Origin of the sequence: Prosthecobacter sp., from assembly GCF_014879935.1 — a bacterium.
Classification (GTDB): domain Bacteria; phylum Verrucomicrobiota; class Verrucomicrobiia; order Verrucomicrobiales; family Verrucomicrobiaceae; genus Prosthecobacter.
In genome coordinates this window covers 1-26,466 of the sequence record NZ_JACSRD010000087.1, presented here as the reverse complement: position 1 = coordinate 26,466, position 26,466 = coordinate 1, and the positions used below count along the sequence as shown (strand labels likewise).

Here is a 26,466-nt window from a genome sequence, read left to right as displayed (position 1 = left end):
GCCGCCGATGACGACGGTGGCGATGGGGCGCTGGACTTCGGCCCCGGCTCCGGTGGCGATGGCCATGGGCACGAAGCCGAGACTGGCTACGAGAGCGGTCATGAGCTTGGGCCGCAGGCGGGTGAGGGTGCCTTCGACGACGGCTTCGCGCACTTCGCGGCCTTCGGTGCGGAGTTGGTTGATGTAGCTGATGAGCATGATGCCGTTCAAGACGGCGATGCCGCTCAAGGCGATGAAGCCGACAGCGGCGCTGATGGTGAAGGGCATCCCGCGCAGATGCAGGGCAAAGATGCCGCCAGTGACGGCGAGCGGCACACACATGAAGATGAGCGTGGCCTGCCGGAATGAGCCGAAGCTGAGGAAGATGAGCACGAAGATCAACGCGAGCGCGAGCGGCACGACGATCATGAGGCGGGCTTTGGCTTCTTGCAGGTTCTTGAACTGGCCGCCGAACTCGAAGTAGTAGCCGTCGGGAAACTTCACTTTGTTATGGATGGCCTGAGTCGCCTCCTGCACGAAGCCTTCGGTGTCGCGGCCTCGCACGTTGATAAGGATGCTGACGCGGCGCTGCGCATCTTCACGCGCGATCTGCACGGGCTGGGGGACAAGGACGATCTTGGCGACTTGGCCGAGGGCGAGCATTCCGCCGTCTTCGGTGCGCAGGGCAAGGCGCTTGATACCTTCGAGGTCGCTGCGGCGGTCTTCACCGAGGCGGACGACGATGGGGCTGCGTCTGTTGCCTTCGATGACAAGGCCGACCTCGGTTCCAGCGAGCGCGGTCTCGATGAGGCGGTTCAACTCGTCGGCGTGGACGTTGAACTTGCGCATGGCCTCGCGGTCGGGCTGGATTTCGATCATGGGGTTCTTGCCGATGTTGTCGAACTCGGTCTCGCTGCCGCCACGGATGCCGCTGATGACGGTGCGGGCTTCTCCAGCGAGGCGTTCGAGTTCGTCGTAGCTGTCGCCAAAGATTTTGCACACCAGGTCGGCGCGTGCTCCGGCCATGATCTCGTTGAAACGCATCTGGATGGGCTGGGTGACGAGGATGTTCTGGCCGGGGACTTGATCGAGCAGCGCTTTCCGCATGAGTTCGCCGAGGTGCTCTTTGCTGATGGGCTTGCCATTCTCCTGCCGCCACTGGTCACGCGGTGTGAGCATGAGGTAGGTGTCGGCCACGTTGGGATTCATGGGATCGGTGGCGATCTCGGCGGTGCCGATGCGGGAGAACATCTCTTTTACTTCGGGGAAGTCACGACGGATGACGGCCTCGCTTTGCTTTTGCAACTCAAGCGAGGAGGACAAACCGGCGCTGCTGCTGCGGATGAGCTGGAAGGCGAAGTCACCCTCGTCGAGCTGCGGGATGAACTCCGAGCCGAGCCGCGTGAAGACCCACAGCGAGGAGCCAAACATCACGAGCATGGGCAGGACGATGAGCGGCTTGAAACGCAAGCCGAACTGCAAGAGCGGCGTGTAGAGACGTTTTGTTAGCGTGACGAGCCAGTTGTCCTTTTCCTGAATCTTCCCACCGAGCAGATACGAGCACAGCACGGGCATCAAGGTGACGGCGAGCACCAGCGAACCACCGAGCGCGAGCATGACGACGAGCGCCATGGGCTTGAACATCTTCCCCTCGATGCCTTGCAGCGCGAGGATGGGCACATAGACGACGGTGATGATGAGCACGCCGAAGAACATGGGATTGGCGACTTCTTTGGCAGACTTGAGCACTTCATCCGTGCGCTCGCGGACGGTAAGGTTGCGACCAAGTGCGTGCTGTCGCTCGCCGAGATGACGCACGATGTTTTCCACCATGACGACTGCGCCATCAATGATAAGGCCGAAGTCGATGGCACCGAGGCTCATCAAGTTTCCGCTGATGTGATAGCGCACCATGCCGGTCATGGCAAAGAGCATGGAAAACGGGATGACGAGAGCGACGATGAAGGCGGCGCGGAAGTTTCCCAGCAGCGCAAAGAGCACGACGACGACGAGCAATGCGCCCTCGGCCAAGTTCTTCTCCACCGTGGCGATGGTGCGGCTGACGAGATCACTTCGATCATACAAAGCGCGGATGACGACGCCTTGCGGGAGCTTGGGCTGGATCTCGGTGAGCTTGGCTCGCACGGCCTGGGCGACGAGGCGGGAGTTTTCGCCCGCGAGCATGATGGTGGCTCCGATGAGGGCTTCCCGCCCATCATCAGTGGAGGCTCCGGTGCGGAAGGCGCTGCCGATGCTGACGGTGGCGACTTCGCTGAGCAGGATGGGCTTCACGCCGCCTGCGAACTTGAGCGGGATGGCGAGGATTTGCTCGATGTCATTCACGCGGCTGGCGGCGCGGACGATGAGCTGCTCGCCACCGATCTCGACGTAGCCGCCGCCTGCGTTGCGGGTGTTTTGCTCGATGATCTCGGCGAGCATGTCGAGCGACATGCCGCGTGCGGCGAGGCGTGCGGGGTCAGGCTGGATGACGATCTGCCTTTGATAGCCACCGCTGGTGTTCACCTCCGCGACGCCGGGCGTGCCACGCAGCAGGGGCTTGACCTGATACTCCTGGATTTGCGCGAGGGCCATAAGCTGAGCCTCGCGTGTGGCGGGCTTGGTCTTCGCGTCGGCGCTGTAATCGAGGCTGTAATAAAAGATTTCGCCGAGGCCGGTGGCGACAGGCGCGAGCTTTGGCGTGAGGCCGGGCGGGAGTTCATCGAGCACGGTTTGCAGGCGCTCGGTCACGAGCTGGCGCGTGCGGTAAAGGTCCACGTCGTCATGGAAAACCATGGTGACCTGTGAGAGGCCAAACTTGGACAAAGAGCGCAGCTCCACCATCTGCGGCAGGCCCGCCATCTCGCTTTCAATCGGGAAGGAGACGAGCTTTTCGATCTCCTCGGGTGCGAGCGCATTGACAGCGGTGTTGATCTGCACCTGCGGGTTCGTGATGTCGGGAACGGCATCAATCGGCAGATGAATGGCCGACCATGAGCCGATGCCAATGAGAATGAACGTGGCGAGCAGCACAGCGGCACGCTGCCGCATAGCGAAGGTGATGAGATGGGAAAGCATGGTTTAGTGGGAGGTCTTCGCTGATTCGGCTTTGGCATCCTTCAAAATGCTAAACCCGCCGCGCAGGACGATGATGGTGATGAGCAAGCCGATGGCGAGGTCTGGCCAGCGCGAGCCGGTGAGTGTCACGAGAACCGCCGCGCTGATGACTCCCAGATTTGCCAGCACGTCGTTGTGGGAGAAAAGCCAGCTCGCCCGCATGTGAACGCCGCCATCGCGATGCCTGCTGATGAGGCGAAGGCAGGTCATATTCGCGACGAGCGCGGCCATGGAGACGGCAACCATGAGCCATGACACTGGCTCGCTGCCGGTGAAAACACGCCGCAGAATGTCCGTCAGCATGGCGAGAGCGATGGTGATCTGGAGAAAGCCACTGAGTCGGGCGGCCATAACTTTTGCAGCGTCCGCTTTACCAACGGCATAAAGGCCGACGCTATATACCAGGGCATCCGCGAGCATGTCGAGCGAGTCCGCGAGCACGCCCGTGGAGTCAGCCAGGATGCCGACGATCATCTCCGCGACAAACATTGCAGCGTTGATGATCAGGAGGATGCGGAGCACGCGCGTCTGCTGTGCATCGCGTGCCTCAAATTCACAGTTACAAGACGACATGGAGTAGGGAATGGGATCGAATGTTTCTCAATGGCCGCAGGTGCAGGCTTTGCCGCCGCGCAGGACTTGCAGTTCGGCGAGCCAGAGGGACATGACGGGCGTGGTGACGATCTCATCGCCGGTGTAGAGGCCATCGGTGATCTCGACGTGATCGCCGCTGCGTGCGCCGACCTTGACGGGGGTGCGCAGGTAGAACTCGTCGTTCTTTGCATACACAAAGGTGCCCTCGGCGGTGGTGAGCAGCGCGGCCTGTGGTATCGCGGTCACAGCATCGCCGGCGGGAAAGCGGAAGGTGGCGGTGATGGCACTGCCTGCCTCGATGGGCGCGGTGGTTTGCACGGTGACTTCAAAATCACCAAGCGTGACATACGGTGCCTTTTCAACGCGGAGCACGCTGCCTTTCGCGGTGCCAAGCTCGACCTCCATGCCGGGCTGCACACGCGCGGCTTGATCGGCAGTGAGCCATCCGCTGGCCTCGTTGCCGCGCTGCATGGCCTGCACGGTGATGGTGAAGGCGGGGGCGATCTTTTCCTCCTCCACTTCGGCGGTTTGCAGATGGATGGACTGCGCCATGAGCGCGGTGAGGGCCACGCCTTTGCCTTCCCTGAACTGTGCGCCGTTTTCCGGTGCGGTGGTGTGCTCAGTGGAAGGGCTGGCGGAGGATTCGCTGCAACTGGTGAGCGTGGCGGCGGTAACGATGAGAGACAGGATGAGCAAGAGTTTCATAAAGAGGTGAAGTTAGTTTTTGGCGGTGATGAGGCTGCCGGGTGCGCCGGTGAGTTCTTCGAGTGTGAGAGCGGCCTCCAGCGCCTCGGTTTGCGTGCTGTGGATGGCTTCGACGGCTTCGAGATACTTATCCTGAAGCTCGACAAAGGTGCTCATGGGCACGGCACCGAGTCTGAAATGCCTGTCCGCGAGCGCGGCGGCATCGCTGAACTTCGTCACGGCATCGCCCTTCCACACGGCAAGGCGTGCCTGCTGCGTCTGGTAGATGAGCATGCTCTCAGTGACCTGCCGCTCCACCTCGCGCTGCGCGGCGGCGAGCGTGGCCTGTGCCTGCACCTGACGTGCCTCGGCATTGGTGACTTCCGCTTTGCCATTCTTCCAAAACGGCAGCGGGAAAGAGATGCCGATGCCTGCCACGGTCTGGTCATCAAGCGTGCGGGTGTTTTGCACCTCAACAAAGGGGCCGATGGTGAAGGCGGGGTAGCGCTCGTTCTTCGCCAGCTCGACCTTGAAGCCCTGCTGCTCCAACTCGGCACGGCGCAGGCGCAGCTCGTAGTGATTCTTCATCGCGGAGCCGAGCAGGGAGAGCAGCGCAGGCGCGGGCTTGGCATCCAGCGGGCCGCGCTTCACGATGAGCGGCGCATCGGCACGGCGGCCCATGAGCTGGTTCAGCTCCAGCAGCGCCTTTTGCACCACGACACCGGCCTTTGCCGCCCGCGACTCGGCCACGAGTGCCGCTGCTTCAATGGTGGCGATCTCAAGCTGCGGCGCGATGCCCGCTGGCTCGCGCTGCACCATCACCTCGCGCAGCGAGGCATAACGTGAGGCGACTTCATTTGCGGCATTGGCAAGGTCTTGCTGCGCGGACAGCGTGAAGGCCAGCACACGGACGCGGGCCGCAAGGTGAAACCGAAACCTCTCCAGCCCCAGCTCCGCCATGGCGATGTCGCGGTTCGCGATGGCCTTGCGCAAACCCAAGCGTCCCGGCCACTCGATGGGCTGCGCCAGCTCGGCAGAGAAGGCGAGGCCGTTGGAGTGGCTGTCGGCGTTGCGGATGCTGTTGTTGCCGACTTGCAGGCTCAACTCAGGATTCGACTGCCTGCCCGCCGTGCTTCGTGTGGCCTTCGCCGCAGCGATCTCCGCCTCATAGAAGCGGATTTCAGGATTCCCCGCGAGCGTGCGGCCCACGAGACTGGAAATGGCGGACGGCTCCGGTTTGGAATCCGCCGCGAGAAGCTGCGGCACAGCGGCCAGCAAGAGAGATGAAAGGATGAATGAGCGCATGATGAGATGGGGATGAAGATTTCGACGGAGGCACGGCAAAGCCGCAATGCCGCTAAGCGAGCGGTCGTGGTGGGTAGCTCCTGCGTAGATGTCACCGCCATCATGGGCGGATCAGCGCACGGAGCTTTAAGCCTGGATCGAAGGCGCACGCACAGGCAGTGCCGTGCGTTGCGTGAAATGCCACGTCGCTCGCAGTTCCGGCGGCGCGGTGGTCATCGGCAGCCCGGAAGAATCCGTGGCCGTGGCGAGATCGTCTTGAAGACGGATCATCGCCTGAATCAACTCCGCCAGCTCTACCATCTGCATTGCAGGAAGGATGACCGGCGCGGGAACTTGGCTGTGAGCAATCGTATCGCTCGGGCAGGAGACGGGAGCGTGATGCTCGTCACCCTCATGTGGCTCATGCTCGTGGCTTTCCTCGGAGCAGCAAACGTCCGCCTTGCATCCATCCGCCCCGTAGCAGCACATTGAAGCCGGGACCATCAAGGCCAGCATCAGAAGTGCGAGGAGTTGCCAGAAGCGTTTCATTGGGACAGGGGCGGCAAGACTCGCCGACATTGTTGGATGGTCAAGGTGGGATGTTATTCCAAGGCGCTCCGTTGGAGCAGCATGGCCATTGCGTCTTGCACGTCCGCAGCGCATCGCCCCATGATGCGGAACCGGTTTGCCAAGCGTGGATTCACTGCAACCAGCGGGACATTTTTTCGGGGCGCTGATTCATTGTGCTGCTTTTGACTCTGCCAGCATCCATCTGGCTCAAGACAGTGAGGCATTCTGTGCCAAGCTCCGGGGCGTGAAACCTCTCCTTGCCACAATCTTCCTCGCTGCCATAGCTCACAGCGCCGATACCGACACCAAGACGCTGCGCGTTTTCATCTTCGCGGGCCAATCGAACATGGCGGTGTTCATTCGCGGGTGAGGGCTTCGTCGAGATTCAGGATGCCGAGGCACACCGCGCTGAGAGCCGCGTGCGCGATGGCGTCGAGCTTCGGCTCCGGCGGTGCCGCGCCGACGGCGAGCAGTTCGGCCGCGGCTTCGGCTGCACACCTCACAGGGTCCAGTCCCGCTTGCTTAGCTTCAAACAGTTGCGCCACATACTTCTGAACGCGGGGATTCGCACCACGGGGAGCAAGCGTCGAAAGTTTAGCCGGATCAATCAGCGCCGCGATCTTCTGGGCATGTGTCACCAGATACTTGCCCAACGCCAACGAGGCGATGAGCAACGATGCGAACAAGACAGACAGTTTAGCCAGAGCGGACATGCACCCGACCTATCCGCGAAAGCGGTGGATGGTCGTGAGAATGAAGCAGATGGCGGCAAGAATCTTCATCGGGGCGCTATTTCCAGTTTGCGAGCGGCGTGATGCCAGATGGTGCGTCTGACCGTTCGCCGGCTTCCATGTGATGCCGCCGGCCCGGTCATGCAATTCAACGCGTCCCGTCGCCGCGTCCGCCGTGAGCGTGAAATGCGGCGTCTCCAGCACGAGCGGGGCGGCCCGGGCGATGACGGGAATGAGTAGAAGCAGCAGCGTGATTCTCATTTCGATGTCGGTTTGCCGTTCTTCGCGAACCACTCCCGCAGCAGTTGCTCGCGCGGAGTTGGTGTGGGGCTGCGGGTGTTGTCGTTATTGTCGGGGCCGTGCTCGACGCTCCAGCCGTTCCACTCGCGGAAGGCGTGGTAGGCCCAGTCCCAGCCTTGCTCCTCCATGATCTCGATCACATCGCGCAGCCATCTCTCGGCGCTGCCGTCCGGCGCCCAGCGGATGGCGCTGAACTCGCCGATGTAGATGTGCGCACCGTAGTCGCGCTGATAGTCGGCGGCGGGGCGCAGGGAGCGGCGCAGGCGTTCCTTGTCCCACTTTGTCCCGGCGATGATGCCGGGGTAGCTCACGCCGGTGTCCTGACCATGCACGCCCTGGTGCGTGAACTGCCCCGGCTCATACATGTGGACGCTATAGACGATGCCCGGCACCTCCAGAGGCTCGAAATCATCCAAACCCGCCGGGCTGCCCCAGGGCGCGGGTTCGATGATGATCGCGTGATCGCTGTCGAGGGCACGCACACGCCGCGCGGTGGCATCTGCGAGCGCACGCCAGTCCATCAAGCCCTCGCCGACGATGCCTTCGACGGGTTCGTTGACGAGATCGTAGCCCCAGACGGTCTTTCGACCGCGATACCGGCGGGCGATTTTTTCCCACCAGGCGATGAAGCTGTCCTGAAAACGCTTCTCGTGAAACAAGCGGCACTCCTTGGCCTCGTTGCGGCCGCCAGGAGGCGTGTGCAGGTCAATGACCACCTTGATGCCGAGGCGCTCGCAGACCGGCAGCAACTCGTCGAGATGCTTCAACGCGCCTTCGAGCCACGCGTCGTAGGCGGCGAGATCGCCCTTGTCCGCCGGGCTGTGCGGGAAGCCACCCCAGAGAAGCTGCCAGCGCACATGATTGGCCCCCCACTGGCCGCCGAGCACCTGCAAATCCTCTGCCGTCACATTCGGACTGATCATCGCGCCGCGCAGCCGCGACTCATTGTGGCCCTTGAATGCCACGCCGCTCGCAGGTTGCGCAGGTCGTGTGCGTGATCGTCCCACCACAGTCACCTTCACCTCATCGAACCACGCGATGCCGTTCACCGCCTCCAGGCCCAGCACGAGCCACGCGGCAGTGGCGTCCTCCGGCACCCGGGCGGTGAAGCCCACGCGCTTCCAGTCAAAGCTGCCATGCACGCTGTTCTGCTGCTCCCATGTCTGGCCGCTGGGAGAATGCGTGTTGAGCATCACCTTGATGCCATTGTAGGGCATCGGCGGCGTGGTGACGCCTTCCGCTTTCACCAGTGCCTCGATGCGCACGCGCGTGCCGCGCAGCATCTCCAGCGGCAGCGCTCGGCGCGTGCTGGCATGGCTCGTGACGCCGGACGGAGCCTCGATGCGCAGCGCGAACCCGCCGCGTGCGGACTCCATGCGGCAATGGGGAGCTTTCAGGCCTTCCCAGTGCTGCGCCGCGTCAGGCGTGGCGAATGGCTCCTCCATCACTGGGTCGGCGAGGGCGTTCAGTGAGAGAATGAAGAAGATGGCGGCAAGAATCTTCATCGGGGCGCTATTTCCAGTTTGCGAGCGGGGTGATGCCAGATGGCGCGGCGGGTTTTTCGCTGGTCGTGAGATTGATCACGATGCGGGGCGATTTGGTGGAGCGCAGATGCACGGCCAGCTTGCGCGGAAGGCGCACTGACGTGTGCTTCACCTGCTGGCGCTCGGGATGCGGCGACGTGGCGAGAGGTTCGGCGGGCATCACCTCGAAGACAGCGCCCGCAGGCGAAAGCAGCGTCGCGGTCAACTGGCGGCCGTTTTGCGTCAAGGTGGCGGTGGTGCCGTCGCATTTCACCTCGGCTCCGGTGTGCATGAACCACCAGGCCTCGACGGGCGCGTCTGTTTCGATCTCGTCTTGCACGATCACATCGTGACCGGAGAGCATGATGCCGCGCCTGACGGCGGAGGCACGGCAGGCGTAGGCGGCGCTTAGATTCACGATGGCAAACGCCCGGCCCGGTGATTCATGAAAGCGCTCGATGGAGGCTTTGGCCTTGGTGGCTTGATCGGGGCGCGCATCGGGCGCGATCACCAGCGTGTTGTGACCTTCAGCACGCATGCGGTAGTAGTCCCACCTTTTCGATCCGAAGTAGCCGGGCAGGTTGTAATCATCCGCGCCGAGGTCGAAAGCCCATCGTTCGCCTGCGGCTTCGAGCACAAAGGTGCCGAGATCGAGGTTGCTGTGGTTCACCGCGTTGTTTCCACCCTTGAAGGCCACAAAAGTGGCCTGCGGATCATCCCAGGCGCTGCGCAGCGTGACCACCTCGGAGCTGCGGAAATGTTTGGCGGGCGGTTGCTGCCGGTTCCCCGGCGGCTGCATCAGCCAGCGGCGGCCATAAAGCAGGTCCAGCGCGGTCGGTCGCTCCCCAGCGCGGGCGATGCGAAAGGCGGCGAAGTCAGGGCGCTCGAAGCGGGAGGCGAGCCAGAGCATGTGCTGCCCGCCGCAGCCGCCGTCTCCGGCATCGGCATAGTTGAAGGTTCGTCCGGTAGGGCCAGTGACGTAGATGGGGAAATCCGCCGCTTTCGAGAAGCCCTCCATCTCCGACAGACCGAAATCCGTGCCCAGAGCGGAATCGAGAGCAGCGATCATGAGCACATTGTACATCACCGCGTAATCCCAGTAACTGGGTCCCTCTCCCCAGGCACCGTCCGGCGCGAACTCGTGCATCGGCCGCCGCACGCTGGCGATGGCGGCAGGAAGGATCTCGGCGGCGAGCGCCTGCTCCTCATCAGCGAGAGCCAGCGCACCGAGAGTCATGCCGCCGTTGCAGACCTGGCTCCAATTGTGATCAGCCGCCGTCCACCCTTTTTGTTTGCGATACAAAGGCAGCGCCTGCTTCAGCCCCAGCTCCACGATGGCCGTGCGCAGCACCGCGCGACGCTCCGGTGTCCACGTGTCAAAGAGCCAGTCGTAGCCGATGGCAAAAGCGGCGGTCATTTCCGCCGTGTCGAGGAAATGGCTCGGGTTCCAGTCTTTGAACCGTGCAGCGGCCTCCAGCTCAAGCCAGAGCCGCTCCGAGTGGCGAGTGTCGCCCGCGAGGCGAAAGACAAGCCCCAGGGTGAGCACACGATCGAGCACGCGACGGCTGGTGGCCAGGAGCCGCTTGCCATCTGGAATCTCGTAACGTGATGGCTCGGCTTTTAGCAGCTCACCGGCTTCTTTTTTGAGATGACCCAACCACTGGGCCGCCTTTCCTTCCGAAGTCTGTTTTTTGAGCTGCTCGAAATCTGCCGCCGAGGCCAGCAGGCGTGGATGCGCAGGCTTTAATCGCGCGAGGATGTCCGCAGGCAGCGTGCCTTCCGCACGAGAAAAAGAGACATGCATGACGAGCAAGAGCAGCAAGGCCCATCCCAGAAAAAAGTGTCTCGTCCTCATCGTGGGCTGTGGTTTCATAGGGCGTCGTGGTGGCGGGTGGTTTCGAGTTTTGGGGTCTCACCAGGCTGGTTCCGGTGGTGCGGAGTTTCCGCTCATCGATTCAGGCAATCGCCACACTTGGCTGCCTTCGCGGTCGGTGAAATAGAGGCGCGACTCGGCGGGTTCGAGCGTGTGACCGTCCGCCCAGAAGGTGTAAAAGCCGGGGTGGGCGTTCACGGGACGACGTGCGTAGGTGTGGTTGCGGAGGCTGTCGTGGGTGAGCATTTTCGCCTTGCTCCATGTCGCACCCTCATCGCGGCTGGTCCACATCACCATCTCGCCACCGGCGGTCCACGGCTGCGGGCCGGGATCGGTCGGCGCGACGATCCGCCAGAGACCGTCCGGCTCAATGTGGAGGGAGCCGTGGTCGTAGTTGTGATCCGAGGTCGTGAAGGGCCGGCGCACCCACTCCGTGCCGGTCCAGCGCATGGTGAACCAGGTGCGCGGACCGTGTTTCGGACCCGACTCGTAGCCCGTGGCGGTCAGAAACAGAACCACGGGCTTGCCTGTATTGTCAAAGTTCAGGTCTTTCAGGTAAACGAGCTGCTTTTCAGCACGCGAATCGAGCACAAGTGCCGGATTCGCCGACTCGGTGAGCGGAATCTCAAGCACCGCGCCGCCGACTGTGCGCCAGGTGCCGCCAAAGTCGTCCGTCTCCATGTAATAGATGTTGGACCGTTCATTGAGGCCGACCGGCTTCGGGTGGTAGTCAAACACACTCGCGAGGCGCTGCCCAAGCCGCCAGGTGAGCTGGTAGTCGCCCATTCCGATGTGGGCCAGACTGCGCGGCTGGCTCCAAGCGCGTCCATCCGCGCTCGTCATCGAAAACAAGCCTCGCCCGGCACTGTAGCGTGTGTGCAGAAAGAGAAACCCCTTTCCCGGCATCCACCACGGGTGCGTGTAGGAGAAGTTGGTCTCCAGAATCTCCTCAAACTCGTCCACCGACCACGGCTTCGTGCTCCTGTGAATCCAGGAAGGCCGCGCCGTACCGTGGGCAGCGGAAAAAACCCACACATGCCCGGCATCGTCGAGCATGAGGGTGGGGTTGTCGTGCGCATCATCGGTCTTCTTGTTCAGCAAGATCGCCGGGCGCGGCACGGTGCCGGTGGTGTGATCGAGATAGCTGACCATGTGAAGCAGCTCGTTTTTCTCCCGCGTGCGACCGCCGTAGCAGAAGAAGGTCTTGTTCACCTCCTTCGCATAAATGGCCTGTGGGAGTTGCTGTTGCGGATAAGTCGCGAAGCCGCCGCTGTATTTGTAGCGGTATTCATCCTTCGAGGGTTGATTCGCATACCAGATGCCCCGGTAGCCATCATCACGCGCAAGCACGGCAGGCGGCTTCTGCGCGGAGACCACCGGCGCGAGAAGAAGCACCAGAAGCTGGATGGCGAGGCATTTCATGGCAGTGATGAGGCATCGTCCAAGGCGAATCCAGCAGGGCTTGCCGGGATCAAAACGTGTCGTAAAACGTGCCGATGTCCTGCGGCTCTGTTGCGGCGTTGTAGGCGATGGCGGAGCGGGGATGCTGGTTGTGGAGGCCGGTGAGCATGTAGGGGAGGTCAAAGCCCCAGCCGAGGTCTTTGCGCAGCGGCTCGATGGTGTCGGCGACGCATTTCAGGATGGGACGCAGCCGGTGGGCGGGGTCACGCAGCAGGCCAAAGAGCAGCTCCATGGGGCAATTGCCCGCGCCGCGGCCCAGGCCGGCCATGGTGGCATCAATGTAGTTCGCGCCGAGGGAAATGGCCTCAATCGTGTTCGCGTAAGCGAGCTGGAGGTTGTTATGCGCGTGGATGCCAACCTCTTTGCCGCCGCTTTTGGCGTGATGAAGGTATTTTTCGACGAGGCGGCGAGTTTGCAGCGGGTAAAGTGCGCCAAAGCTGTCCACGACATAAATCGCCTGCGCCTCGGAGGGCGCGAGAAGTGCCAGCGCGGCCTCCAGCTCGCTATCTCCCACGGTGGTGACGGCCATGAGGTTTACGGTGGTCTCGTAGCCCTTATCGCGGGCGTCTTTGAGCATGTCGAGCGCCAGCGGCACTTGATGAACGTAGCAGGCGACGCGCACGAGGTCGATGAGGCTGTTCTTTTTCGCGGGGATGTCCTCTTGGTAGTCGCATTTGCCCGCGTCAGCCATGATGGAGAGTTTCACACTCGTGGCGTTGTCGCCGACGATGCGGCGGATGTCCTCCTCGCGGCAGTATTTCCAGCAGCCATGCTCGCCGAGTTTGATGTCCTTGCTCGATGCGCGGTAGCCGATTTCCATGTAATCAATGCCTGAGGCGATGCAGGCTTCATACACGGCTTTGACGACGTGGTCGTCGAAGTGGTGGTTGTTCATCAACCCGCCATCGCGGATCGTGCAGTCGAGCACGCGGATTTCAGGACGATGGGAGAGCCAGTCGGTGGAGGTGGGCGTGGCGGACATGGCGCATAGGGTTGTTGGAGATAAAAACGCGCGGAGGCCGGGGACGTTCATGCCGTTATTGTTCTCCTTGTGAACCCGGTTGCGCAGATGCGGGTCAAAACAAGAAACGGGGACAAGAATGACAGAATTCGTGTCTTGCCGCGAACTGCGCGGCCCATTAAAATTTCATAGCAAAATTCCTCCTCAATCATGCCTCTCACGTCCGGACTTCTCATCAGCCTCGCCCATGATGAGCGAGCCTTTGGATTGCGTCAGGCACTCGACGAAAAAGAGGGGGTGACCGCAGGTCTCCCAGAAGGGCGCTGGCTGCCAGCCGCCATCGAGGCCGAGGATGATGCTCGATTACGCGAGCTGCACGACTGGATCGCGGCGCTGCCGGGTGTCGCTTTTGTTGATGTGGTGCATGTGAACTTTGATGATCCGACGACAGCCTCTCCAACATACTCTCCATGATCCAACGCCGTGATTTCAACCGAATGGCCGCTCTGGCGGCTGCTTCCGCCGCCGCACAGGCGCGGGCTCAGAATGCGCCGTCTGCTGCTGCGGCCTCCAATGACGGAATCGCCTGGGATAAGGCTCCGTGTCGATTTTGCGGCACGGGTTGTCATGTGCGTGTGGGTGTGAAAAATGGCCGTGTGGTCGCCATTGAGGGAGATCAACTCGCGGAGGTCAATAAAGGGCTTCTTTGCGTGAAGGGCTATCATGTCGGCCTGGCGCTGTATGGCAAAGATCGCCTCACGCAGCCGCTGCTGCGGCGGAATGGCGTGCTGGAGCCGATTTCGTGGGAAGAGGCGATCGAAACGATCTCGCAGAAGATCCTGGCCACGCCGGATCAGTTTGCGATTTATGGCAGCGGCCAGTGGACGATCCCCGAGGGCTACGCGGCGAACAAATTCATCAAAGGCGGCCTCGGGAGCAATCACATCGACCCCAACGCCCGCCTTTGCATGGCCAGCGCGGTCACGGGCTTTCTCAGCGTGTATGGCGTGGACGAGCCCGCAGGCTGCTACGACGACCTCGACAAGTGCGATGTGCTCATCATGTGGGGCAACAACATGGCGGAGATGCATCCGGTGCTCTTCAGCCGCGTGATTGACCGCCGCACACGCGGGGAAAAGGTGACGCTCATTGACATCGGTACGCGCCGCACACGCACCACGGATTTCAGTGATCACTACCTGGAGTTCCGCCCGCACAGCGATCTGGCTATCATGAACGGCATCGCGCACCTGCTGATCAAGAAGAACGCCTTCGATCCGAAGTTCGTGGAGAAGTTCTGCAACTTCCGGCAGGCGCCCAAGGACCCGAACGCCACGCCCACCGCGCCGCTGCTGGGGGATGCGATGAGCTTTGACGACTACAAAGCCGCGCTGGAGCCCTACACGCCGGAGCATGTGGAAAAACTCAGCGGCGTGCCTGCGGAGAAGATTCGCGTGCTGGCGGACTTGTTTGCGAACAAAGACCTCCGCATCACCTCGACCTGGTGCATGGGCTTCAACCAGCACTCACGCGGCACCAACGCGAACCGCCTCTGCCACGGCATCCACCTTCTCAGCGGCCACTTTGGGAGGCCGGGCGATGCGCCGACCTCCCTCACCGGCCAGCCGAGCGCCTGCGGCACTGCGCGTGAAGTCGGCACGATGTGCCATTTCCTGCCTGGAGGCCGTCTCATTCTCAATCCAGAGCATCGCAAGGAAACCGAGAAGCTGTGGAATGTGCCCGAAGGCCGAATCAGTCCGAAAATCGGCCACCACACGGTGCTGATGTGGGAGAAGTTCTGCACGCCTGCGGACAAAGGCGGCGATATCCAGACGCTGTGGGTGCAGGTGACGAATCCCGGCCAGTCGCTGCCGAATCTGCACAAGCTTTTCAAAGCTAAGGCGGGCCAGCCGGACAAGTTCCTCATCGTCTCCGACGTGTATCGCACCGCCACCACGGAGCTGGCGGATCTCGTGCTGCCCTCGGCGATGTGGGTGGAGAAAAACGGCATGTATGGCAACAGCGAACGCCGCACGCAGCAGTGGTTTCGCATGGTGAAGCCGCCAGGCGAGGCACGCGATGACGCGTGGCAGATGATTGCGGTGGCGCGTCGTTTGCACGATCTGGGACACCCCGGTATGAAGGACAAGAACGGGCGCTTCCTTTTCACCTTCAAGAACGACCAAGGTGAAGAAGTGCCCGTGTGGGAATGGCCGCGCTACTACGACCTGAATGTGGACAAGGTGCTGTTCGAGGAATACCGCCTGTTCAGCCGCTACAAGCACAAGGACCTCGCTCCCTACGAAGAGTATGTGAAGGCCCGCGGTCTGCGCTGGCCGGTGGTGCAGCAGCAGGATGGCACCTGGCGGGAGACGAAGTTCCGCTTCAGCGAGTTCGACGATCCTTATGTGAAGAAGGGCGCGGAGATTCAGTTTTACCACTCCGTCACGAAGGATGACAAAGCGCTCATCTGGTTCGCGCCTGCTGAAAAAGCCGCCGAGGAGCCGGATGCGGAGTTTCCTTTCTGGCTCTGCACGGGCCGCGTGCTGGAGCACTGGCACACCGGCAGCATGACGCGGCGTATTCCGCAGCTCCATGCCGCCATGCCGCATTCTTATGTCGAGATGCACCCCGAGGACGCCCGCGAGCATGGTTTTGCCAATGGCGAAAGCATCGTGGTGAAGACGCGCCGTGGCGAACTCAAGCTGCCCGTGTGGATTGACGGGCGTGGTCATCCGCCGCGTGGCTCGCTCTTCATTCCGTTCTTCGACGAGCGGCTGATGTGCAATGACATCACGCTGGGCGATGTCGATCCCATCTCCAAAGAGCCCGATTATAAAAAGTGCGCCGCCACCGTGGCCCGCGCCACCGCCGCTCTTTGATCATGCCTGACGAACCGAAATCGAAGCGCATCGAGTCCGGCCTCATCGTCGGCGGCATCATCGCGCTTGTCGCCGTGAGCGGCTACTTCGTCGGCCTGCGGCAGACGAACAGCGCCATCGCCATGACCCGCGCCGTCGCCGTGGTGAAGCATGACACGCATCGCGATCTCACCGGGGCCACGAACGTGCCCGTGGCCGTGCGCTACATTGATCAGGACTGGTCGAGGGACGGCCCGAACGCGCAGTGGCGGAACTCACTCGTGGATTTCCAGCAGCCCGCGGCAGCAGCGCCTGCTGGTGCCGCCCCCGTGCCGATGGAGGTGAAGCTGGCCGCGCTCCAGGCACGCGCCAGCCGCCGCGCCTATGATGGAGCACCGCCCACCGTGCCGCATCCCATCATGCAGGACTCCTCGGCGGCCTGCCTGGCCTGTCATGCGCAGGGTTTGCAGGTGAAGGACCGTTTCGCCTCGAAGATCAGCCATCCGACCTTCGGCGGCAGTTGCACGCAGTGCCATGTGTCCTCGCGTGGAGCTTTCAGCTCAGCGGATGCCGCTGCTTTTGCCGTCGCGCTCACGGAGAACTCCTTCCAGGGAGCCGAAGCGCCGCCGAATGGCCCGCGTGCCTGGCCCGGAGCGCCGCCCACCGTGCCGCATCGCACACTGATGCGCAGTGATTGCATGAGCTGTCATGGTCCGAAGGGCCTCTTTGCCCTGCGCACACCGCATCCTGAGCGGCAGAGCTGCACGCAGTGCCATGTGCCCGCCGCCACGAATGACCAGCGCCAGTTTTTGCCTGCACCGCCGCTGGATGCGGTGAAGAAAACAGACACCGCCGCCGCACCAGCCGCAGTGCCGACACCACCCGCAAACCCGCCGCCGAAACCATGAGCGCATCTGTGTCCAGACGGGGCTTCTTCACCGCCCTCAGCCGGCCTTTTCAAAAGAAGGCGGTTCCGGTGCGTGCTGTGGAAGTCACCGCATCGGCCACACCTGCGACGCCGCGCACTGCCATCATCCAGGGGCGGTTTTGCATCGCACTTACCTCGTTTTGCTCCGTGTGCGTGGAGCGCTGCCCCGTGTCGGGTGCGATGACAAAAGATCGCGGTATGCCGATGGTCGTGGCGGATGTCTGCACCGGCTGCGGTGTCTGTCACGACGTCTGTCCAGCGCCGCGCAATGCCGTGCTCATGCTCCCGCGCCGTCCAACAACCCTCACCCCGCAGCCCGCATGAGCGACCCCACCGCCACAACGCCGCTGCCCGAGCTGCAGCAGGCTCAATTCGACGCCGCCGAGCTGGAGAGGCTGCTGCGCGACATCGGTGCCTGCGCCCAGATCACTGAGATCATCCCGAAATATGCCGCCACCGGCCATGTGCCGGAAAACGCAGCCGTCACGCTCGATGACGGACGCCGTCTCCTGCTCGATGGCGGAGCACGCGCCGTGCAGTTTCGCTATCGTTTTCAGGACGCCGACTGGTGGGACACCGTCATGGCGCTGCCCGGCGGCCAGTTCCGCCTCGTGCGCATCCAGCACCACTTCGATTCCGCCTCATGAGCCGACTTTTGAAACAACACCCCAGCCTCGCGTGGATTGCCCTCGTGGGCTTCGCCACGCTTTGCAGCCTCGCGGTCGTGTGGGCGCAAAAAAATCTCGGCGCCGCTGAATCCGCTCCGGTAATGAAGAGCCGGCCAAAAGCGGAGAAGCATCTCGTGGCCATCAAACCCGGCCCGCCCACGCCGAGGCTCGACACCGGCCTGAAGGATGCGCAAGGCCGCGCCATCACCGCCGCATGCAGCACCTGCCACAGCACCACCACACCGAACACCATGCGCAACACCGCGCACGATCTTTTCCAGGCCCATCGCGGCCTCAGCTACGCCCACGGCAATCTAACCTGCCTGAGCTGCCACAACGCGAAAGACTACGACGCGCTCCATCTCGCCGATGGACGCAGCGTAGCCTTCCCCGATGTGATGACGCTCTGCGCCCAGTGCCACGGCACGGCGATGCGTGATTACCTCCACGGCAGCCACGGCGGCATGAACGGCCACTGGGATCTCAGCAAAGGTCCACGCGTGCGCAACAACTGCGTCAACTGCCACGACCCGCATCATCCTGAATTTCCCCTTGTGAGACCCGTGCTGCCGCCACGCGACCGCATTTCCGTTCCCAACGTCCCCGCAGAGCATTGAGCCATGAACGATCCCGCACCTGCATCACCCAAAACACCCTGCGGCGGCAATTGCTCCTGCTCCGGAGGTTCTACCAACGCATCGCCGCCTCCCGGCGATGACGGCTCCACCCGCCGCGCCGTGCTGAAGGGTCTCGGAGCCACACTCGGCGTCGCCGCGTATGCCAAAGCGCTCGCGCCGCTCACCGAGCTGACCAAAGAAACCTCGATGGATGAGTTCCTGCAAAAGCACTATAAGGAGCTCAGCAAAGACGAAATCGCCACCGTCATCACCCGCCTCACCCAAGAGGCCAAAGAGCAATACGGAGCCGATGTGACCATCAGCGACCCTAAGCCGCAGGAAGGCGTGAAATTTGGTTACGCGCTCAATCTTTCCATCTGCAACGGCTGCCGCAAATGCGCCGAGGCATGCCATTTGGAGAACAATCATGACCGCCCCTCCCACCAGAGCTACATCCGCGTCTTTGAGATGACGAAAGGCTCGATGGACTTCGAAAAAGGCAACGTCCACTACGACCATCCCGTGCCGCAGCCGGACAAATACTACATGCCCGTGCAGTGCCAGCAGTGCGAGCATCCGCCCTGCGTCGATGTCTGCCCGGTCGAGGCTACTTGGAAGGAAAAAGACGGCATCGTTGTCGTCGATTACAACTGGTGCATCGGCTGCCGCTACTGCGAGGCCGCGTGTCCGTATCACGCCCGCCGCTTCAACTGGCAGAAGCCGCAAATCCCCGCCCCTGAGATCAATCCGGATCAAAGCTACCTCAGCAACCGCATCCGTCCGCAGGGCGTGATGGAGAAATGCACCTTCTGCCTGCACCGCACGCGGAATGGCCGCCTGCCAGCCTGTTTGGAGGCATGTCCCACCGGTGCCCGCGTTTTTGGTGATCTCAATGATCCCGCCTCCGAGGTCCGCTACGTGCTCGAAAACAAGCGCGTCTTCGTCCTCAAGGAGGAACTCGGCCTCAAACCTCAATTCTTCTACTTCTTCGATGAGTGATCCCGCCGTCATCCCTGTGCCCGCCACGCCCGTGCCCGAATGGCGGCAGTATCTCCGCTTTGCCTGGAACGCCTTCAGCCAGTCCGTCGAGGGTGGCTGGAAGTTTTATGTGTGGATGACGCTGCTCACCGCCGTCTTCCTCGTCGGCGCGAACGCCTGGGCCGTCCAGGTGCGCGATGGCATGGCCCTCACTGCCATGAGCGACCACGTCTCCTGGGGCCTCTACATCGCAAACTTCACCTTCCTCGTCGGCCTGGCCGCTGGTGGCGTCATGATGGTCATCCCGGCCTACCTTTATCATGACGAAAAGATGCACGACATCGTCATCATCGGCGAGTTGCTCGCCATCGCCGCCATCATCATGAGCATCATGTTCGTCGTGTGCGATCTCGGTCGGCCCTACCGCTTCTGGCACATGATGCCCGGCCTCGGGAAGTTCAACTTTCCCGTCTCCATGCTCACCTGGGATGTCATCGTGCTGAACGGCTATTTCGCCATCAACGTCTATATCTGCGGCTACCTGCTCTATAAGCGCTTCCGCGCTCAGCCGCCCGTGGCAAAGATGTATTTGCCCGCTGTGTTCCTCAGCATCGTTTGGGCCATCAGCATCCACACCGTCACCGCCTTCCTCTACTGCGGACTGGGTGGTCGGCCCTTCTGGAACACCGCGCTGCTCGCCCCGCGCTTCCTAGCCAGCGCCTTCGTCAGCGGCCCCGCCTTCATCATCGTCGCCATCCAGATCATCCGCTGGCAAACCGGGCGCATGTTTGGTGAGGGAGCCATCCGCACGCTCGTGAGCATCGTCCGCATCACCATCCTCATCAGCCTGCTCATGGTCGTTTCCGAGATCTTCGTCGAGTTCTACACCGGCGGCAGCCACACCGGCGCCGCGAAGTATCTCTACTTTGGCCTGCACGGCTATCATGAGCTGGTGCCGTGGATCTGGACCTCGATCGTGTTCACCGTCGTCGCAGTGATCCTCTTCATGCAGCCAAGGATCAATCGCCGTCCCTTGCTCCTGAACACAGCCTGCCTGCTCGCCTTCGTGGGTCTGTGGATCGAAAAAGGCATGGGCATGATCATTCCCGCCTTCATCCCCAGCACCCTGCACGAGATCGTCGAATACCGCCCCAGCCTCACCGAATGGAAAATCACCGCCGGCATCTGGGCGCTGGGCTTCATGATCTACACCCTGCTCCTCAAAATCACGATCAACATCCACAGCCGCAAGCTCAAGGACGCCAGCGGTGCGAGAACCATCACACCAGAGGACTCCCTGGCGATGGGCGATGGAGGCGTCTGAAGCTGCGTTGGCAGCCTTGATGAAGCATCACGCCTTCAGGATGGCGTCGAACTCCTTGTCGGTGAAGGCTTGCAGCGTTTCTGTCCGCACGTTGCCGAGGGCGGCGAGGGAGGCCAGGAGGTGGAGGATTTTGGCTTCGCTGTCAGCGGCGAGGACGAGCGCACCGTCGTAGTGGCCGATGATCCAGAACTGGCCTTCGACCTTCACGCCGGACTTTTCGGCGAGCGCGTCAAAGGCGTGGGCGCGTGAGGTGGATTCTTTGATGTGGGCGGAACCTTTCTCGGTGAACTTCAGGAGGGTGATGCAGCGCTTCATGATCGTGTCGGGGTTGTTGATGGGATTCAAATCAAGGTGTGGGCTTCTCCGGTGGTGGCGGTGGGGTGCGGACATCGACGAGCAGCGCGTCCACCGGCACGAGATGGCGGTAGATGAAGGCCTGCATCATGTCCTCGGCGGGCACGGCGGTGGCTACAAAGGTGTTGGGTGACTCGCCACCGCTTCCGACGACAGTGAGAACGATGGGTCTTTCGAGATCGGTGCCGGATGGCACGGCAATGGAGACATCCGCCTTGTCCTGGCCTTCGGGGATGGTGGCATTATGCATGGCAAAGCCTGATGGCGCATCTTTGAGTGTGAGTATGATCGGTCCGGTGAAGCCGCCATCCCGCAGTGCATGCACGGTGAGGCGGGCGGCACCGCCGGGCTTGGCGTTCAGGGAGGAGGGCGTCACACGCAGCGCGAACGCGGGGTCTGCGGCACGCACTTTGAGCCGGTAGGCATTGGTCGGGCCGCTCTGACCCTGCGTGTCGGTGACTCGGATGAAGGCGCTGCCGCCGGGAGGCATCTTCATGCTGATGCGGGAGTCGGCATGATGCGTGGTGAGGCCGCTACCGAGGTCCTCATGGTCGTCATTGAAGGCCACCTGTTTCCCATTCTGGTCAAAGACAGTGAGGGAGGCATCCACGGGCGAGCCAAGCCGCCGCGCGAAGATCTCAAAGATCATCTCGCGCCCACCATTGGCCTTCACGCGGTAGAAATCGGCCTCGCCGGTGCTTTCGATGACACCATTGACGATCATTGGTGGTTCCAGCATCTGCGCGGTGCCGAGCGTGTTGTTCGGCTCGCGTTCGCGCTCCTGCGGCACGTTGTCGATCTGGAAGGGAATCGCGTTGGAGCGCTGTCCGCCGGCTTTGGCATGCAAAAGCACGATTCCTGGCTCTTTCGGGGCTTCGTAGCTCTGTTTAAAGTCGGAGCCGAGATTTCCGCCCTGGAAGGTGATCTCGACTTTTTCGCCCGCCGTTGCTCCGAGCGGCGAAATGCCCGTGAGGAAGGGAATCTGACCCACATGGATGCGGTACACAAAATCGTCACGACCGCGGTAGATCGAGTCATGCACGCGGATGCGGTAGAGGCCGTCGGCGGGGATTTTGTAGAAAAGCACGGGGTCAGGGTCAAAGCGGTAGCCATCGGCATACCCGACCTCGTAGCCATCGGCATTGTGCAGGCTCACCACGCTCTGAAACCAGCCCGGCACGGCATCGGCGAGATAGGGGATCAAGCTGCGCGCGTGCATGGCGATGACGACACGCTCGTCTTTCCTGGCCTCGAAGCTGAACTCATCCACCTCCCCAGGCATGATGCGGCCATTGAGCGTGACGGGCAGCCGTGTGGCGGGCGTGGGCACCCTTTCCTGCTTCATCGAGTCCATGCCGCCGCGATACCGTTCGAGATCAAATTCACGTTGCGGTTCCGCCTCGCGCACCTCGGGGAGCTGGCCGATGACGAAGCGCATCGGATTGCTGAGGCCGGAAGGTGTGCGCAGACGCAGATGGCGTGTGCCGGGCTCCGCCGTTTCGGCGATGGTGAGGCGCAGGCGCGCGGTTTCGCCGATCTGGTTGTTGAGCTGCTGTTTGGGATCATTGCGGCGGCGGTCGTACTCGACCATAAGGCGAAGTTTTTTCTCGGAGAGGTCGGCTTCGCTGAGCAGCTTGCGGATGTAGGCGAGTTTTTGGTCCGCGGGCACCTCGCCGGCGCGACGGCCATCACGCAGCTTTTGCTGCACCTCGCGCAGGCGGTCGCGGTAGTCGTCCACGACCTGGGCGGAGGGGATTTTGTCATGAACGAGGCATTTTCCCGTCACGCCCTCGCCGGAGACGATGACCTCGGTGTTCTCATCGAGATACTGACCGCCAACGATGACCTCGATGGTCGTGCTGATCTGCCCGCCAGCGGGATAGACAAAGCCGATGCGGGGAGCGGGCTGCGCCTGCAATCCGCTGGTGGCGAGAGCAATCCCGCCAAGGCCGTGAAGAATGAAGCGGGTTTTCATAAAATGAATCACACGAGTTCTTTGAGCAGCCCGGCCATTTTCACCTGCTCTTCCTGACCGGGCACGACTGTCGTTGGCGTGCCTTGCGGATGCGGCAGGGGGGCATCGGCGGGAATACCGAGCTGGCCGTAGATGCTGCCGATGAGATCGGCGGGATACACAGGACGTTCGGCCACCTCCTCGCCGGTGGCGTTCGATTTGCCGAGCACCTGGCCACCTTTGAAGCCACCGCCCGCGAGCAGACTGGAGAAGCACGCGCCGAAGTGATGGCGGCCGCCGTTCCAGGGTGATTCGCTCGCCACTTTTGGCGTGCGGCCGAATTCTCCGGTGCAGAACACGATGGTGCTCTCCAGTAGCCCTTTGTCGTAAAGATCGGTGAGCAGTGCGGCCATTCCCTGGTCGAGCTCCGGCAGCTTGCGGTTCATGATCTGAAAGTGCTGCTTGTGCGTGTCCCAGCCCTTGTAGTTGATGGTGATGTAAGGCACGCCTTTTTCGACGAGGCGGCGTGCCATGAGGCAGCTCTGGCCGAAAGTGTTGCGACCATAGCGGTCACGCATTTCATCCTTCTCCTGCGCGAGGTCGAAGAGCTTGCCGGAGTCGCCGAGAATGAGCTCGTAGGCTTGCTGCTCGGACTCGACCATCGTTTTCAGCGTGGCATTCCCCGGCAGCGAACCACCGAGCGTGTTGAGGCTTCTCATGAGCTTCCTGCGCTCTTTTTGATGCTCCTCCGTGATGTCCGGCGTGACGATGCCTTCGACTGCGAAGGGCGTGCGTGAAGGATCACCGCCAGTGGCGAAGGGTTTGTAGCGTGGCCCGAGAAAGCCGGCCTCACTGAAACGGCCCTGAGGCTCTGTGAGCACGACGTAGGGCGGAATGAGGCCCTTGTAGCCAGCGTCGTAGCCTTTGAAATACGACACCACCGCACCGAGACCGGGAAACACATCGCGCTCGGAGGAACGGCCGGTCTGCACGAGGTAGGAGGCGGTCTCGTGGCCGTTGTTGCCATGCGTCATGCTGCGGATGAGCGAGTATTTATCCGCGTTTTTCGCCAGTTCGGGCAAAAGCTGGCCGATACGGATGCCGCTGATGTTTGTCTCAATAGGCGCATCGAGAGCACCGGAGTACTCGCGGCCCGCCTCGGGCTTCGGATCAAAGGTGTCGATGTGGCAGGGGCCGCCCCAGAGCCAGATTTGAATGACGGACTTCGCCTTGCCTTCCTTGGCGATGGCGGCGGCACGTGGAGCGGCGTGAATGCCAAAGGGCTCCATGAGCAAAAGCCCGGCGGAGCCATAGACCGCGCGGCGCAGGGCCTCGCGGCGTGAAAACGGCGCACCGCCGAGTGTATGAGCGACGCGGGCGACATCGCGTGCGGTGCTGCGTGAGGGGAGAGAAGTCGTGTTCATGGCAGGATGGGGTTAATGGTTGAACAAAAACTCTGGCTGATTCACCAGCGCCCACACCATGTCCGCAGCGAGCGAACTGCCGCCGCCGTAGGTGGCGGTGACATGGGCTTTCAGCGTCTCCAGCTCCTTCGCGGAGGGCGGACGAGAGAGCACGGTGTGGTAGATTCTGTCCGCCAGCGCTTCAGTGCCGTCGCTGTTCGTGGCAGCGGTGACGAGAGGACATTGCTGGATTTTTTTCATCACATGGCTGGAGTTCAGCATGTGCAGACGCTGGGAAGGGCTGGTGTCACGGCTGCGCTCCGTCTCATGGCCGCTGTCACGCGGCGGACGGCCAAAAAGCTCCAAAAACGAGCTGGTGATGCTGCCATCTGCCAGGGCGATGCCGCGCACATTCTCCGGGATAAAGGTGAAGGGCTCAGGAATGGGGCTGCTGTAATCCTCGCGCGTGCCGGTGATCTGGTTTAGCGCATCAATGAGCACTTCTGCCTCCAGTCGGCGCAGTGGGTAGTGCGCGAAGTTTGCCGCTGCCTCCGGCGTGTCCTGCGCTGGGATGCTGGAGAGCTGGAAGACCTGTGAGTTCAGAATGACGCGGAAGAGATGCCGCATGTCACACTTCGATGAGGCAAACTCTTTTTCGAGATAGGCCAGCAACGCAGGATTCGACGGCAAATTGTCCACGCGGAAGTCATCCGGCTCATGCACGATGCCGCGGCCCATGAGCCAGCTCCAGATGCGATTGGACCAGCTTCGGCAAAACGAGGGATTCTCTGGCCGCAGCAGCCAGTCGGTGAAAACGATGCGCGGGTCCTCCAGGCCCGATTGGATCGCCGCAGGGCTTCCGTCCGGGAAAATCGCCTTCTTGGTGAGGCCATCTTTGTCCGCTGTGGGATCGAAATACACAATCTCCTCCTTCCACTCGGCGGTCGATTTGAACGCCACCTGCGTAAAGAAGCCCGCCAGCGCATCGAGCTTCTTTTCCGGCCACTTGTCCGCCCGCTCGCCCATGAAGGTGAGCGCCACAGTGGCAGCGATGCCACGCGGGCTGCGATCCTGCATCGCACGGTAAAAGTTCACCTCGCCCTCGCGGAAGTTGCTGCCGTTCGCGAGCAATAATTGCCGCGCGAAGATGTGCAGCGGCTTGTTTTCCCGCACGCTGGTGTGGATGAAGCGGTGGTAGGCCTGCACCGCGTTTGGCCACAGCTTGATGGGAAACTCCGCCTTCACGCGCAGCAGCTCGCCGAGCTTCATCGCCCAGAAATCCGTGAACTCAGGCCGCTGCAGCAGCACCTCGATGAGCTGCGCCCGCTTGTCCGGCTGCTTCGCGGCGATGAAGCCGCGCGCCTCCGCCTCTGTGGGCAAAGTGCCGATCACTGCAAGGAAAGCGCGGCGCAGAAATGCCGTGTCCGAGCATAGATTCGACGGTTTGATTCCCAGTTCCGTCAGTCGGCCTAGGACGAGTGCGTCCACCTGTTCATGCGGCTTCAGACTTTCGCCGGACCGCATCACAAGTGGTCCAGCTTCATAGACGATGGCTTCAGTCGCGAGTGCTGCTGCCGCGAAGACCAGAAAGAGGGCGATGATTTTCATGGCGGGGCATCAGGCTTCAGAGTTTGGCTTGCGCACACGGGAGAAGGCCACGCCCTCGATCTCCACGAGTAGGTCCGGGCGGCACACATCCGCCACCGCGTAGATCGCGGGCAGGCGGCCCAGACGCCGCTCGCACACGGCACGCACCTTTTCATAGTCCGTGGCGTGTTTCACATAGACATGGACTTTCGCCAGATCTGCCAGCGTGGCTCCGGCGTCAGCCCAGCCCAGCCGTGCGAAGTTTTCCGGTGCGATGAGCTTCTCGATGTTCGTGAGCGTCTGCTCGGTCTGGCCGACGGCATCGCCTTTGTACACCGTCTCCGAGTTCACAATGCTCGCCGTGCCGGAAATCCAGATCGTCACGTCCTCCCCTGTGCGCACCGCCATGGCACGAGCAAACTTCGGACTCTTCACCGAATACTCTTTCGGATAATCGAAGGCGGAGGTTTGCAGCGGATTCTCCAACGGCAGAAGGAAAACGTCATCGCGCTTTGTGTGCAGCGCCATGCAGGCCGTGATGAGCCCATGGCAGAGCGTGCCGATGCCCGTGCTAGCCGGATAAACCGCCTGCCCGCGATGCAGCGTGGGCACCGGGCGGTTGTCGAAAGGAATACCGGCGAAGAAGTCCGTGCGGGCGCGGTTCAGCTCGCGGTAGCGCTCCACACCATCCACCTCCTCCGTGATGCAGCCCTGGTAG

At 62.1% G+C, this 26,466-nt stretch carries 25 protein-coding genes; 9 read left to right on the top strand and 16 right to left on the bottom strand.

Translation table 11 applies throughout. The annotated features are described in order from the left end of the window. From IAE77_RS04965 to IAE77_RS04945, 5 genes are all read right to left on the bottom strand, one after another. The coding region (locus IAE77_RS04965; RefSeq protein ID WP_294222732.1) for a CusA/CzcA family heavy metal efflux RND transporter at positions 1-3,054 on the bottom strand (3,054 nt) is incomplete at its 3' end. 3 nt (positions 3,055-3,057) lie between these two features. Next, positions 3,058-3,615, bottom strand: a complete 558-nt coding sequence (locus IAE77_RS04960) for a cation transporter (protein WP_294222727.1) — start codon at positions 3,613-3,615, stop codon at positions 3,058-3,060. Between the two features lie 78 nt (positions 3,616-3,693). After that, complete coding sequence (locus IAE77_RS04955) at positions 3,694-4,392, bottom strand: hypothetical protein (protein WP_294222724.1); 699 nt, start codon at positions 4,390-4,392, stop codon at positions 3,694-3,696. 12 nt (positions 4,393-4,404) lie between these two features. Then, complete coding sequence (locus IAE77_RS04950) at positions 4,405-5,676, bottom strand: TolC family protein (protein WP_294222721.1); 1,272 nt, start codon at positions 5,674-5,676, stop codon at positions 4,405-4,407. 126 nt (positions 5,677-5,802) lie between these two features. Further along, positions 5,803-6,204 (bottom strand): hypothetical protein, encoded by a 402-nt coding sequence (locus IAE77_RS04945; protein WP_294222718.1) that lies wholly within the window; start codon positions 6,202-6,204, stop codon positions 5,803-5,805. 145 nt (positions 6,205-6,349) lie between these two features. Here IAE77_RS04945 and IAE77_RS04940 point away from each other — a divergent pair, with 145 nt between their 5' ends. Continuing rightward, positions 6,350-6,595: a hypothetical protein gene (locus tag IAE77_RS04940; protein ID WP_294222716.1), complete on the top strand. Its 246-nt coding sequence runs from the start codon at positions 6,350-6,352 to the stop codon at positions 6,593-6,595. Here IAE77_RS04940 and IAE77_RS04935 read toward each other — a convergent pair. From IAE77_RS04935 to IAE77_RS04910, 6 genes are all read right to left on the bottom strand, one after another. Then, entirely contained in the window at positions 6,582-6,938 is a 357-nt protein-coding gene (locus tag IAE77_RS04935; protein WP_294222713.1) for a hypothetical protein, read from the bottom strand. The two genes, IAE77_RS04940 and IAE77_RS04935, sit on opposite strands and share 14 nt — an antisense overlap. Before the next feature lie 9 nt (positions 6,939-6,947). Beyond that, a complete protein-coding gene (locus IAE77_RS04930; protein WP_294222709.1) occupies positions 6,948-7,217 on the bottom strand; it encodes a hypothetical protein in 270 nt (89 codons plus the stop codon). Continuing rightward, a complete protein-coding gene (locus tag IAE77_RS04925) occupies positions 7,214-8,761 on the bottom strand; it encodes a cellulase family glycosylhydrolase (RefSeq protein ID WP_294222707.1) in 1,548 nt (515 codons plus the stop codon). The genes IAE77_RS04930 and IAE77_RS04925 overlap by 4 nt, the downstream gene beginning before the upstream one ends. Positions 8,762-8,768: 7 nt before the next feature. Then, positions 8,769-10,583, bottom strand: coding sequence for a heparinase II/III family protein (locus IAE77_RS04920; RefSeq protein ID WP_294222703.1), 1,815 nt, complete (start codon positions 10,581-10,583; stop codon positions 8,769-8,771). A gap of 108 nt (positions 10,584-10,691) precedes the next feature. After that, complete coding sequence (locus IAE77_RS04915; protein ID WP_294222700.1) at positions 10,692-12,074, bottom strand: BNR-4 repeat-containing protein; 1,383 nt, start codon at positions 12,072-12,074, stop codon at positions 10,692-10,694. 49 nt (positions 12,075-12,123) lie between these two features. After that, entirely contained in the window at positions 12,124-13,095 is a 972-nt protein-coding gene (locus IAE77_RS04910) for an aldolase catalytic domain-containing protein (RefSeq protein ID WP_294222698.1), read from the bottom strand. A gap of 189 nt (positions 13,096-13,284) precedes the next feature. On the opposite strand from IAE77_RS04910, the gene IAE77_RS04905 reads away from it, so the two are divergent. The 8 genes from IAE77_RS04905 to dsrP are packed head-to-tail and all read left to right on the top strand — an operon-like array spanning position 13,285 to position 20,450. After that, positions 13,285-13,548, top strand: a complete 264-nt coding sequence (locus IAE77_RS04905) for a hypothetical protein (RefSeq protein WP_294222696.1) — start codon at positions 13,285-13,287, stop codon at positions 13,546-13,548. Continuing rightward, positions 13,545-15,956, top strand: coding sequence for a nitrate reductase catalytic subunit NapA (gene napA, locus IAE77_RS04900; protein ID WP_294222694.1), 2,412 nt, complete (start codon positions 13,545-13,547; stop codon positions 15,954-15,956). The genes IAE77_RS04905 and napA overlap by 4 nt, the downstream gene beginning before the upstream one ends. Before the next feature lie 2 nt (positions 15,957-15,958). Beyond that, positions 15,959-16,843, top strand: a complete 885-nt coding sequence (locus IAE77_RS04895; protein WP_294222690.1) for a hypothetical protein — start codon at positions 15,959-15,961, stop codon at positions 16,841-16,843. Further along, positions 16,840-17,187 (top strand): hypothetical protein, encoded by a 348-nt coding sequence (locus tag IAE77_RS04890; RefSeq protein ID WP_294222687.1) that lies wholly within the window; start codon positions 16,840-16,842, stop codon positions 17,185-17,187. Before IAE77_RS04895 ends, IAE77_RS04890 begins: the two co-directional genes overlap by 4 nt. Beyond that, a complete protein-coding gene (locus IAE77_RS04885) occupies positions 17,184-17,510 on the top strand; it encodes a hypothetical protein (RefSeq protein WP_294222684.1) in 327 nt (108 codons plus the stop codon). Before IAE77_RS04890 ends, IAE77_RS04885 begins: the two co-directional genes overlap by 4 nt. Next, positions 17,507-18,148, top strand: a complete 642-nt coding sequence (locus tag IAE77_RS04880) for a hypothetical protein (protein WP_294222681.1) — start codon at positions 17,507-17,509, stop codon at positions 18,146-18,148. The genes IAE77_RS04885 and IAE77_RS04880 overlap by 4 nt, the downstream gene beginning before the upstream one ends. Positions 18,149-18,151: 3 nt before the next feature. Then, the gene (locus tag IAE77_RS04875; protein WP_294222679.1) at positions 18,152-19,147 is read left to right on the top strand and encodes a 4Fe-4S dicluster domain-containing protein; all 996 of its coding nucleotides are present in this window, start codon (positions 18,152-18,154) and stop codon (positions 19,145-19,147) included. Further along, positions 19,140-20,450, top strand: a complete 1,311-nt coding sequence (gene dsrP / locus IAE77_RS04870) for a sulfate reduction electron transfer complex DsrMKJOP subunit DsrP (protein ID WP_294222676.1) — start codon at positions 19,140-19,142, stop codon at positions 20,448-20,450. The genes IAE77_RS04875 and dsrP overlap by 8 nt, the downstream gene beginning before the upstream one ends. 27 nt (positions 20,451-20,477) lie before the next feature. Here dsrP and IAE77_RS04865 read toward each other — a convergent pair whose 3' ends face one another. From IAE77_RS04865 to IAE77_RS04845, 5 genes are all read right to left on the bottom strand, one after another. After that, entirely contained in the window at positions 20,478-20,795 is a 318-nt protein-coding gene (locus IAE77_RS04865) for a GYD domain-containing protein (RefSeq protein ID WP_294222672.1), read from the bottom strand. A gap of 1 nt (position 20,796) precedes the next feature. Further along, positions 20,797-22,779, bottom strand: a complete 1,983-nt coding sequence (locus IAE77_RS04860) for a hypothetical protein (protein WP_294222671.1) — start codon at positions 22,777-22,779, stop codon at positions 20,797-20,799. 8 nt (positions 22,780-22,787) lie between these two features. Further along, a complete protein-coding gene (locus IAE77_RS04855; protein ID WP_294222669.1) occupies positions 22,788-24,182 on the bottom strand; it encodes a DUF1501 domain-containing protein in 1,395 nt (464 codons plus the stop codon). A gap of 12 nt (positions 24,183-24,194) precedes the next feature. Next, positions 24,195-25,769 carry a DUF1553 domain-containing protein gene (locus tag IAE77_RS04850; RefSeq protein WP_294222666.1) on the bottom strand — a complete coding sequence of 525 codons (1,575 nt, stop codon included), beginning with the start codon at positions 25,767-25,769 and terminating at the stop codon, positions 24,195-24,197. Between the two features lie 9 nt (positions 25,770-25,778). Beyond that, a partial coding sequence (locus IAE77_RS04845; RefSeq protein ID WP_294222661.1) for a Rid family hydrolase occupies positions 25,779-26,466 on the bottom strand: 688 nt, incomplete at its 5' end.

Bases quoted from the DNA above. Each gene is read 5' to 3' on its own strand.
- IAE77_RS04955 (WP_294222724.1), bottom strand. From the start codon at position 4,392: ATGAAACTCTTGCTCATCCTGTCTCTCATCGTTACCGCCGCCACGCTC.
- IAE77_RS04950 (WP_294222721.1), bottom strand. From the start codon at position 5,676: ATGCGCTCATTCATCCTTTCATCTCTCTTGCTGGCCGCTGTGCCGCAG.
- IAE77_RS04945 (WP_294222718.1), bottom strand. From the start codon at position 6,204: ATGAAACGCTTCTGGCAACTCCTCGCACTTCTGATGCTGGCCTTGATG.
- IAE77_RS04935 (WP_294222713.1), bottom strand. From the start codon at position 6,938: ATGTCCGCTCTGGCTAAACTGTCTGTCTTGTTCGCATCGTTGCTCATC.
- IAE77_RS04930 (WP_294222709.1), bottom strand. From the start codon at position 7,217: ATGAGAATCACGCTGCTGCTTCTACTCATTCCCGTCATCGCCCGGGCC.
- IAE77_RS04925 (WP_294222707.1), bottom strand. From the start codon at position 8,761: ATGAAGATTCTTGCCGCCATCTTCTTCATTCTCTCACTGAACGCCCTC.
- IAE77_RS04920 (WP_294222703.1), bottom strand. From the start codon at position 10,583: ATGCATGTCTCTTTTTCTCGTGCGGAAGGCACGCTGCCTGCGGACATC.
- IAE77_RS04915 (WP_294222700.1), bottom strand. From the start codon at position 12,074: ATGAAATGCCTCGCCATCCAGCTTCTGGTGCTTCTTCTCGCGCCGGTG.
- IAE77_RS04910 (WP_294222698.1), bottom strand. From the start codon at position 13,095: ATGTCCGCCACGCCCACCTCCACCGACTGGCTCTCCCATCGTCCTGAA.
- IAE77_RS04905 (WP_294222696.1), top strand. From the start codon at position 13,285: ATGCCTCTCACGTCCGGACTTCTCATCAGCCTCGCCCATGATGAGCGA.
- napA (WP_294222694.1), top strand. From the start codon at position 13,545: ATGATCCAACGCCGTGATTTCAACCGAATGGCCGCTCTGGCGGCTGCT.
- IAE77_RS04895 (WP_294222690.1), top strand. From the start codon at position 15,959: ATGCCTGACGAACCGAAATCGAAGCGCATCGAGTCCGGCCTCATCGTC.
- IAE77_RS04890 (WP_294222687.1), top strand. From the start codon at position 16,840: ATGAGCGCATCTGTGTCCAGACGGGGCTTCTTCACCGCCCTCAGCCGG.
- IAE77_RS04885 (WP_294222684.1), top strand. From the start codon at position 17,184: ATGAGCGACCCCACCGCCACAACGCCGCTGCCCGAGCTGCAGCAGGCT.
- IAE77_RS04880 (WP_294222681.1), top strand. From the start codon at position 17,507: ATGAGCCGACTTTTGAAACAACACCCCAGCCTCGCGTGGATTGCCCTC.
- IAE77_RS04875 (WP_294222679.1), top strand. From the start codon at position 18,152: ATGAACGATCCCGCACCTGCATCACCCAAAACACCCTGCGGCGGCAAT.
- dsrP (WP_294222676.1), top strand. From the start codon at position 19,140: ATGAGTGATCCCGCCGTCATCCCTGTGCCCGCCACGCCCGTGCCCGAA.
- IAE77_RS04860 (WP_294222671.1), bottom strand. From the start codon at position 22,779: ATGAAAACCCGCTTCATTCTTCACGGCCTTGGCGGGATTGCTCTCGCC.
- IAE77_RS04855 (WP_294222669.1), bottom strand. From the start codon at position 24,182: ATGAACACGACTTCTCTCCCCTCACGCAGCACCGCACGCGATGTCGCC.
- IAE77_RS04850 (WP_294222666.1), bottom strand. From the start codon at position 25,769: ATGAAAATCATCGCCCTCTTTCTGGTCTTCGCGGCAGCAGCACTCGCG.